General features: G+C 46.8%; 8 protein-coding genes. 1 reads left to right on the plus strand and 7 read right to left on the minus strand.

Translation table 11 applies throughout. The annotated features are described in order from the left end of the window. The 7 genes from LDL35_RS05710 to csa3 all read right to left on the minus strand — a co-directional run. On the minus strand, positions 1 to 857 hold an 857-nt coding region (locus LDL35_RS05710), incomplete at its 3' end, for a PD-(D/E)XK nuclease family protein (protein WP_304020315.1). Next, the gene (locus LDL35_RS05715) at positions 839 to 2,914 is read right to left on the minus strand and encodes a hypothetical protein (protein ID WP_304020317.1); all 2,076 of its coding nucleotides are present in this window, start codon (positions 2,912 to 2,914) and stop codon (positions 839 to 841) included. The genes LDL35_RS05715 and LDL35_RS05710, both read right to left, overlap by 19 nt. Beyond that, a complete protein-coding gene (locus tag LDL35_RS05720) occupies positions 2,911 to 3,591 on the minus strand; it encodes a hypothetical protein (RefSeq protein WP_304020320.1) in 681 nt (226 codons plus the stop codon). Before LDL35_RS05720 ends, LDL35_RS05715 begins: the two co-directional genes overlap by 4 nt. Positions 3,592 to 3,642: 51 nt before the next feature. Next, on the minus strand, positions 3,643 to 4,533 hold the full coding sequence (locus LDL35_RS05725; protein ID WP_304020322.1) for a hypothetical protein: 891 nt from the start codon (positions 4,531 to 4,533) through the stop codon (positions 3,643 to 3,645). Further along, positions 4,530 to 7,655 (minus strand): DEAD/DEAH box helicase, encoded by a 3,126-nt coding sequence (locus LDL35_RS05730; RefSeq protein WP_304020324.1) that lies wholly within the window; start codon positions 7,653 to 7,655, stop codon positions 4,530 to 4,532. Before LDL35_RS05730 ends, LDL35_RS05725 begins: the two co-directional genes overlap by 4 nt. A 223-nt stretch (positions 7,656 to 7,878) precedes the next feature. After that, positions 7,879 to 8,040 (minus strand): hypothetical protein, encoded by a 162-nt coding sequence (locus LDL35_RS05735; protein ID WP_304020325.1) that lies wholly within the window; start codon positions 8,038 to 8,040, stop codon positions 7,879 to 7,881. A 713-nt stretch (positions 8,041 to 8,753) separates the two neighbouring features. Continuing rightward, on the minus strand, positions 8,754 to 9,425 hold the full coding sequence (gene csa3, locus LDL35_RS05740) for a CRISPR-associated CARF protein Csa3 (RefSeq protein ID WP_304020327.1): 672 nt from the start codon (positions 9,423 to 9,425) through the stop codon (positions 8,754 to 8,756). Between the two features lie 272 nt (positions 9,426 to 9,697). Between csa3 and LDL35_RS05745 the strand changes: the two genes are divergently transcribed. After that, on the plus strand, positions 9,698 to 10,000 hold a 303-nt coding region (locus LDL35_RS05745), incomplete at its 3' end, for a hypothetical protein (protein ID WP_304020329.1).

Below are 10,000 nucleotides of genomic sequence, written 5' to 3' on the forward strand. Positions count from 1 at the left end.
TCTGGACGATTTACGAAAAAGTCAGTGTCACATGAGGCATAGGGACAGATCGTGCACAGGGCAGGGTCCTTACATCTGGGAACCGGGAGATGACCTTCTTTTATTCGCCGTGCAAGAGTGATGAGTGATGCATGATTTTCTATGAGGGTTTGAATCGTGGATGAGTCATATCTGACGAGGGGGACGGGCTCTTCCAGATAGAGCATATCAACCCGTGGGGTGATGCCGATTGACCGGGAGACGAGCCATGCATATAATGAGGTCTGTGCAAGATCCTGCGTGGGATCTGACTCTTTCCTCCCTTTATACTCTACAACCACCGGTTCATGTGTTCCTGGATCAAAAAGAAGAGCATCAGGCCTTCCGCTTATTTTCACCACTTCTCCATCGTCACATAGAAAATCAGAACTCATGGTGTATTCTGATGAGTGAAATATGGTTGATATGAGTTTTTTTGGATCCTCACTACCCGTCCCGTCAGGGGAGATGAAGACTCTGAGATAGCGTATCCATCGGTCGCATGCGACTGCAAATGCCTCTATCTGTTCATGTGAGAGGCGAGGGGCATGTTTTGTAAGATATGGGATGAAAAACTCATTCTTGATAAACTCTCGAATTTTGTCTGCACTATCAGGATCAGGTGATTGAAGTGCGGTGATAAAGGCATGCTGGCTTGTCTTCTCCTGCGTAATATGTCGAAAAACCTGATCTGCGAAGGTATGAAACCGCTTCCCGGGAAGGTTTCCTGATCCTTTATGTCCGACCTTCCATGCATCCTTCTCGCCCCTGCAGGCATATCCAAAGAGCCGTGGGCAGTGCTGGCAGAGATGGAGTTCACTTACGAAGAGTCTTTGCATATGGGCCCTTTTCCTGTTGCGATGATCGATGAACCCTGCTGATTGGGTATTATCTTATATGCAGCCGGGTGTCTTCCACACCATATGATGAGTTCGTCATAAGTCATGGAGATCCCGTTCTCCTGAAGACTTTGGACGAGTATATCGGCCCGCATGATGTGCATCGGGCGGGAATACAGGATCGTGCATAGAGCGGTGTGTACTGCGTCATCTGTTATCTCCCGCATTTTTGTATCGTCTTTATCATGCTTCTCTTTTGAAGGAATCTCTATGGGGGCCTTTCCCGGAACTCCTGCAGGAATTTCTGGTATAAGGGATGGAAATGCTTCCTTATTCCCGACATAGGCTGAGAGTTCATCCCGAATTATCGGACGAAGACCCTGGTCAGTCTCTATCTGAATATCTCCCTCATTGACCTTACAGACGAGGGAGTACAGGGCATAAAACCGTGCGATCTCACCTTCTGATGGTTGTATGATCCGCCCTCCGGCGGCAAGAAATCCCTCTCTCTTCTGGTTTGTCTGGGTCCACGTGGGCCTCGTGATGATACATCTGGGATCAGTCAGATACAGGCATAAAGAGCCTGGATTATTCGTAAGATACTGTATCCCCTTTGTAAAACCTGAACCGATGCTGCTATGATTGCTATTGGTATTGATGATAATTCTGCAATTCTTCGAGGTATGATTGATTGTTATGATATTCTTTCTGGATTCCCTGGTACAGGTGTGAACAACCCTGTGTGATTGGAGATAGATCTGCAACGCACTGGTTATCTGTTCATAATCAGGCGGCCATGCATCCAGATCTGAGAGCACCTGATCATGCTCCTGCACCCATGCCGATCTGATGACCTGATCCGGAGAAGGAAGGGGGATCTCTCGTGTGGTCCCCTTTTCATCCTTCATCCTGATGATCGTATTCGCGGTGCTGATGACCTCACGGGGAGAGGGATATTTTCCACGGGATGATAATTCCCGTAATACCTGTGGGATAAGCCAGTCTGTAAGCATATTCCAGGTATCGGGGAATACAGTCCTGATACGGGAGGTGATGATCTCCGTTATCTGTTCTTCTGTGCATCCACGAAGATCAACCTGATTCATCCCGATCTTATCAACCACTGATCTATCCAATATCTCTTCAAATCTCTCCCAGTACAGGGTTCTCATGAAGGCAAGGGGAAGGATGGCAGAGGTCTCATTCAGGATAATCTGATTCATCAGTCCGAATGATCGTTGATGCTCTCCCGTGTACAGGTTCTCCAGCTGATCAAAGCAGACGATCAGGCATTGATTGAGAAAGGTCAGGAGAAGACCGAGTGATTTAAGAAATGTACTCGCCTCATCCTCTGCTTCAGCTTCTGACAACTCTTTGAACGGGATATTCAAAAGGGATGCATCGTCAGGGTCTGCAATCTGTCCAAGGAGCCGGTTGCGTGCAGGGTGAAACAGGTCTTTGTCACCAAACGCAAAGAGTAACCTGATGAAGAGATGATCGATATCCGGTATCTTGTCAATTATCCAGGTTTGCACCTGATTGTAGAGGATATTTCGCCCTTTTGCCTGGTGTGAAAAGTCTTTAAAGAATTTCTCCGGATTGTCTTTGAATGGCTGGAATAACTTTCTATACTCTTCTTTTTGATTGATGTACTCAGATATCATCGAGAAGAGCATGGCGTGAATCTGGGTAAACCGAAATGAGTCTTTCACGGGGTGAGAGAGGTTGGTGATTATTCCATGGAATAGATGCTGTATTGGAGCGTTATAGTTGATGATAGGCCTTATTGTTGAGAATTTCACGTCAAAAGAAGTACTTTGACAGTACTCCCGTATGCGGGCGATCATATTCGTCTTTCCGCTTCCTGCTTCACCGTTTACCAGGATTCCAACCGGATCATGGGGGTGTTTCTGTTTATACGCAATAATGCTGGTGATGTGTGTGAAGGCATCACCATTGATGGATGAGATGGTGGGAAACTGATTCACCCAGGGGTCTGGTTGGGCGTGTGATGAGAATGGGTTATTTTCCTGCAATATCTCCCGTGGATTCTTCATTCATTCCTCCAGATGAGAAGAATACGCAAGGTATGTGTTTTATCCATGTAGGAGTCGGCTCGTTGATCCTCGGTGAGGAGGTAGGGATCACTTGCCTGAAGTTCGACGACTCCTGCATCCCATAATGACTGAATAACTGAGTCAAATACATGCTTTGGCCAGTTGAGAAATCTGCGGAGTGCAAAGATCTTGACATAATTTTTGCCCATTCTGATGGTATCGTATGCCTTTTTTATCTCACGAAAGGGATCCGGCCGTTCCGGGACGAGGATCTGAATCATATAATCCCGTGACGTGGGAACAATCTTCAGCTGTATAGCCCCGGATTGGACAAGGGCGTTTAATGCATCGGCGATCAGCTCTTTTTGAAATGGAAGTTTTTTTGAGACGTTCCTTATGCTTACAGAGGTTTTTTGAACGATATATGCGTGGATAATATCCTGAATTGGCGCCCGGAGAAGGTAGGTGCTGGCTCCTTTTTTATGTTTTGTATAGGCCTCCGAAAGATGGGGTTTTAATCTCTCGATAAATTTCTTATTGGTTCCTTTTTTTGGCTGAGGCCCCAGGAAATTTTCAATGTTTTTCGGGAGGGAGGTTTTCAACTCTGTAATGGTAAGATAATCTCTCTTCTGTTTATCAAAGATTTGGTTGAGGATATCCTGGAAGGTATAATCCATACCTGATATCTCTTTTATTGCCATAAAATAGATTCGAATTGGCTTTAAGATTCATCGATTGCGTTGACGGAATAATTTCTCCCTCATCCGATCCATCTCTCCTTTCGCATACGCTTGGATAATCGGATACAGATCCTCTATCCGCTCCAAAAGGTTCTTCCCTCCAAGCCGGTACGGGGCCGGTCCGAGCAGCCGGATGGGTGATACCTTCCGTTCCGGAACCGGATGTCGGACCTCATCGCTATCCCCGATGCACGAGAAGAAACTCCGGGTATCATACATTTCGGGAATACCTGTCTTTCGCTCTGTTTCAGGGATTTCATCAGATGCGAAAGCCGGATGAGATGCCTGATGGCGGATAGTCTGTACCCGGCTTATCACCTCTTCCCTTCTCATTCCATGGAGCAGAAAGAGCATCCAGGGTTCCTCATCCAGAATTTCGGCAAGGAAATACCATGCAGCGGCGATATGGATACAGGGGTTCTGATCATCACTACAGTGACAGTAGGCACGAACACTCCGGTACTGGTCAGGAATAAGAAAAATCTCCTTCTGTTCCAGCGTATCAACAAGATCCTGTGAGAACTCTCCGGTGATGAGTGAGCCGGTCAGGGCAGCATCGCTCGTTATCGTATCGATGACCATATCCCAGACCTCAGTGGGGAACCGGGGGAATAATAACCCTACAGGTCTTGTTGCCGTTCCGCTGCAACAGATCCCCATACTCATCTCACCCGGACCGATTCGGATAGCATTCCCAAACCCGTTCCTGGCACAGTGTTTTGCTCTGCTGAGCCGTCCGTTCTCTCCATACTCCTCAAGGACCGATACAAACCGAAAGGTCCACCAGTTCTTTCCAACCGGCCCGTACTGGCTCTGCAGGGTTATCTTTTTGCTGACCGGGAGTGCCCCCGGAATCTGCCACCAGATTTTTCTCTTCATACTTCATCCTCCCCGGAGAGCACCGCATCACGGAGTGAGACGATATCTAGTAACTCCTCTGTTGTCAGGCTGGTCAGGAGATCCTCACCCTGTGCCAGAACTTCCCGTCCAAGAATCCGTTTTTCTGTATTAATCCGGTCAATCTGCTCCTCAAGTGTCCCGGCAGCGATCATGAGGTGTACCTGCACATTCTGCTTCTGTCCGATCCGGTACGTCCTATCCGTTGCCTGATCCTCAACCGCCGGATTCCACCACCGGTCAACATGAAATACATGGGTCGCAGCGGTCAGGTTCAGCCCGGTCCCTCCTGCCTTTAATGATATCACAAAGAATGCCGGCTCTTTCGATGTCTGAAACTCTCTGACCAGTCGTTCACGTTCGAGTCGTGGGGTCTTCCCGGTGAGGAGGAATACTGGCATTGAAAACCGCTCCTCCAGTATTCGGGCAAGATACTCTGCAAATGTAGCATATTGAGTAAATATCAGGGCTGAATCTCCTTCATCGCCGACCTCTTCCAGCATCTCAAGAAGTCGGGAGACTTTTCCTGATCGTTCGGGTAATAACCGCCGATCATGGATGAAAAGACCGGGGTGATTACAGATCTGCTTTAATCTGGTGATGGACCGGAATATGACGCCCCGTCGAGCAAGTCCGGTCACCGTCTCAAGAGACTGTGCCATATCTTCGACAACCACCTGGTAGAGCGTCGCCTGTTCATGTGTAAGCGTGCAAAACACCTTCGATTCCATCTTCTCCGGAAGATCGGCAATCACTGACTTGTCGGTCTTCATCCGTCGCAGAAGGAACGGCCTGATAAGCAGACGAAGCTCATGAGTCCCATGAGTATCCTGTTCTGTTCCGGAGAGATGCCCGTACCGTGACTGGAATGCATGCTGCGACCCCAGGTATCCGGGATTGAGAAAGTCCATGATAGACCAGAGTTCAAGGAGCCGGTTCTCCACCGGTGTACCGGTCAGGGCAATCCTCCGGTCAGCAGTCAGTTCCCTAATCGCCTGTGACTGGAGCGTATTCGGGTTTTTGATATTCTGAGCCTCGTCAAGGATGACTGCAGACCATCTGACCGGGAGGAGATGATCGATATCCCGGCTTGCAAGGGTATACGTGGTCAGAATAAGGTCATACCGGCCGATATGGGTGACGAATTCATCCCCCCGACACCGGGATATGCCATGATGGATCCAGACCGAAAGCGAAGGGGCAAACCGCTTTATCTCCCGTTCCCAGTTTCCTGCTACTGACATCGGACAGATGATAAGAGCCGGACCGATATCCGGATTTTGTTCTTTTAACGATAAAAACCATGCAATCGTCTGAATCGTCTTTCCAAGCCCCATGTCGTCGGCAAGACAGGCACCAAACCCCCGCTCAGTACACCGGAGAAGGAATGCATGACCGATCTCCTGGTATGGCCGGAGCGTTCCGTTCAGGGTTTGTGGGATGGGATATTCGGCAGTATCCTGATTAGATCTGACCATTCCAAGTATGTCTTTTGTCCATTCGTCTGTTCCCCTGATCTGCACCTGCATCGGGGTATCTGTCCCTCCGACTGACAGCCGGATGAGATCGCCGGCATGAGGTTTTCCCGTGATGTACCGCCGCTCAAATTGTGAGAGTGCATTCGAAAGGACGCTTGCATTCCCGGAGATCCACCGTCCCTTCACTTTGATGATCGGAGTCTTTTGTTTGACCGCCTGCCAGAACTCTTCAGGAGTGACCGACTCATCACCGATGGCTATCCGGTAATCAAACGAGATAAGCTCTGATATCCCAAGCATCCCGTGGGGGTGAGCCGGACTTTTCTTCTGTGCCCCAAGTTCAATTCGTGGTCTGTACTTCTCATCTGTCCACCATGACGGGAGAATAACATCAATTCCCTTGTCTTTTACCGCGATAACCTCTGTCGTAAGGAAGGTTGCTGCGTCAGCAAGACAAATCCCCCCGGTGGTCGGATTTGAACCTGACAGGCAGGTTTTCAATACCGGAGATACTGATACTGCCTGAGAAAGCCCTGAGAGGAGTTCCTGTACGAGAACCGGTGCAGAGGGGAGGATTCCGCCGGAATCTTCAGGAAGGTTCCAGATTGTTCCTGCCGGGATAATCAGGTCAGGATCTGCTTCTGATCGCATGCCCAGCCGTATCGTCCAGGGTTCCAGGTCCTCCCCCTCCGGTTCCTGCACGATGATACAGGTATGAAAGGGCATATATCCCTCTCTCCTGAATGAAAGCCAGTCATTCATCTTCTCTGCAAAGACCGGATCCAGTTCATGATCCTGGGTATTAAGGTCTTTTCCGGTGAGTTGAGCCATGACGGCAAGGGCATCCTTCTCCTGCTCCACCATCCGCTTTCCAGGTCTGATAGAGGGCGGGTGCTGTGTGAGTGCATCATGGATGATGGTCTTTATCATTCCGGAGAGAGCAGCAGAGAGGAGCTCTTCTGGTTTTCGGGGAGGTTCAGGCAATTCATCCAGGGGAGAGGCATATCGCATGACCGGTGGCAGAGCGGCTGCATATCTGTTCAGCCATGTGATATCATCAGGGAGGAGGGCCGGGGTCCAGTCTGCCTGATATCCATCCGGGGTCAGGGTGAGGACTGGTTTGAACTTTCCGTCCCTGACCAGTATATATGCTGATTCCATCAGAGTGAGGAGGCAGGCTATTGAGTCACCTATGTGAATATCTGGTGAATCCCGGAGAATGGTAAAAAGATCATACCCGATTTCGTATGGGATGATGAGAACCGGAAGGGTATATCGTATAAGTGATGCCTGGCTGAATTCAGGTTCAGGATCGGTTGAGGGGACCGGACAAGAGGGAACCGGGGCATGAATGGTCCAGTGTGCCCGATGAAAGGATTGTGGGGAGATATTGGTTATTTTTTGAATCGTCTCGGAAAGGAGGTAATGAGGGAGAGCATGAGGATAGATATTCCGATGACCGAGGGTGGTGGTCCGGACAGAATCGTCGTCTCCAAAAACTCCAAAGAGGGCAATGCCAGAGGTTTGGGGTGATATGAGGGCATGCAGGGTAAGGGGGCTATCAGCCTCTTGATATGCCTTTTGTTTTCCCTGATGTTCCGGGACATTACCCTTCATGAGTTCCATCTGTCCTCTCATCTGTTTCGTCTGAAGAGAGATACATCTGTGGGTAAGGGGGCGGTACTATCTGGTGGGTGGACGGTGAAAGATTATTGTATTTAGAAAAAAGTCTAATAATTCTTTAGTTTATTGAATTGAGGAAAAACCAGCAGATACATGGATTCATTCTCCAAATTGGATAGATTTCTAATCATAAAAAAAAACTATCACGAGATGTGAGGGGGACATCTCATTCAAAATCCCATTGGTATCCGGAGCTACCCTGCCATTCTCCTTCAATCTTCCCGAACTCCTCATCAATGAATTTTTGCATCTTCTCTGCTTCATCATGGGATAACGTTCCTGCTAAAGAACGAAGTCCAGTTTTATTGCAATAGCGTGATGCACTCATGATTTTCGTGAATTCCACAACAGGACGTAATGATATGGACATTGAACAGAGAATAAAATCCCGACCTGCACTGTCGGAAAACAGGCCGGGCGGATAATAAATGAAAGAAACTCGTCATTACAGAGTTAGAGTATTCAATCCGTACAATCTCCAAAGGAAAGACTGTTGGATCTATATATCTATCTCGCATCAAGGATAAATTTTTTGTGCTCTGAGGGTGTCGGAACCCAATGAAGAGAGGATAAAAAATGAAGGAAATCTTGAGAATTCTGTACCGGGACCACATTCAGGAAGGAGCCCCGGCCAGTAAGGAAATGGTAAAGCGTGTAATGATAGGGATAGTGAAGATCATCCTGTTGTGGATAATCCACCGGATAGTATTCTCTATCCTGGATTATATTTTTTACCCTTCCCAAAATCCTTCCTATTTTCAATCCTGAAAGAACTCACCATATGTATTCATAGAATTTCCGTAATTTTGCTTGTTGCCTAGGACTATCCGAGTCCAGGATTTGTACTATGCTGTACTATGATTTTCAATGACGAAAAGGATGGATGCCCTATGTTTCTTGTTTATGTCAGAATCCGGGCGGAAGACAGCAGTCTTTGGAATGGTTTTATAATTCTCATCCGAAATGCGAGTTGATGGGATGATATCAGGCTATTAGAAAAAGAAGGAAGGCCTCCATTGGTACGATAGCGTTTTGCATTATTTAATCATCATACGGCCGATTGTATCGAATTATCATGATCTCTCCCGAAGGGGAGATAGTTGCAAATTTATTCTTTCCTCTCGATTCGATTGTTATCCACTGAAGAGCTGAAAGTCGTGAACATTGGCGCGAGATAGTACTTTCAGAAATTTGCAATCGAGAGGCGATATCTGCAAAAGATGTAGGGCCGTGATTTTTGATATCACATAAAATCTGATACTCTTTATCATCAGGCGAGTTTGCGATATGAGGGAGGGAAATGATGTGCAGTTCTCGATCAATATCTGAGAAAGAGGTTACCATATTTATCTTATCAGATACAGCCATAGAGGCAGCTGTTAGTGCAGTAAGTATCTCTCTTGGCCCACCAGAGAGATTTACATGTAATTTATTATTACTTCCTGGTTTTCCTGCTGAATCGTTGAGAGTACATACGAAGGAATATACCATGCTGGTAAAATCACGATGATCAACCTTGAGGATTTTAATAGTAATGTCATCGCCTATCTTCCGTATTAACTCCTGTATCTCTTCAATTGCACGGAATGAACGGTCATCATCCTCAATAGGTCGTATCAGGATTACTACATCATGAGACTCTATGCCAAATCGTACTAACAAAGCGAGGAGATGAGTTGTATCAAATCCGATGGGAGAGATGTAGGTTTTCATATTGATAAATCCCTTGCATAATTTTGCATCTGATGCAATATTTTGAGATAAAAAATCTCTACACGTAAGGATAATTTTATGATAAGGTACTCTGATTATATCTTATGCACCTTATCCATCTAACAGTTTCCCCAAAAACTTCTTTCGATATCCCACTCAGTGATGGATACCAGTTATATTCTGCTCTCCTCTCATTCATTAATGAGAAAAACCCGAGTACAAGTTTGAAAATTCATAATTCACCTCTGCCGTCACTTTCAACCACCGGATTGATGGGAAAGTTTGAGAAATCATTCCATAAAGGACATAAGAGAGTATTAGAAGGAGAGGTATATCACTGGAGGATCGGGGTTACGGATCCAGATGATGAAGATCTCTTTACTCATATCATCACTCCTTTTTTACTTGACAGAAAGGAACTTTCCCTTCATGAAGGAGAATTATGTATTTGTTCGGTTGAAACACAATATCAATCATTTCAGGATATAATTCAAAAGGTTAAAGAGTGCCAAAGACCTGCAGTAAAGATGGACTTTATTACTCCAACCTGTATTCAGTATCGGAACAGCCGTGTC

The organism is Methanospirillum hungatei (genome assembly GCF_020216685.1).
GTDB lineage: Archaea > Halobacteriota > Methanomicrobia > Methanomicrobiales > Methanospirillaceae > Methanospirillum > Methanospirillum hungatei_B.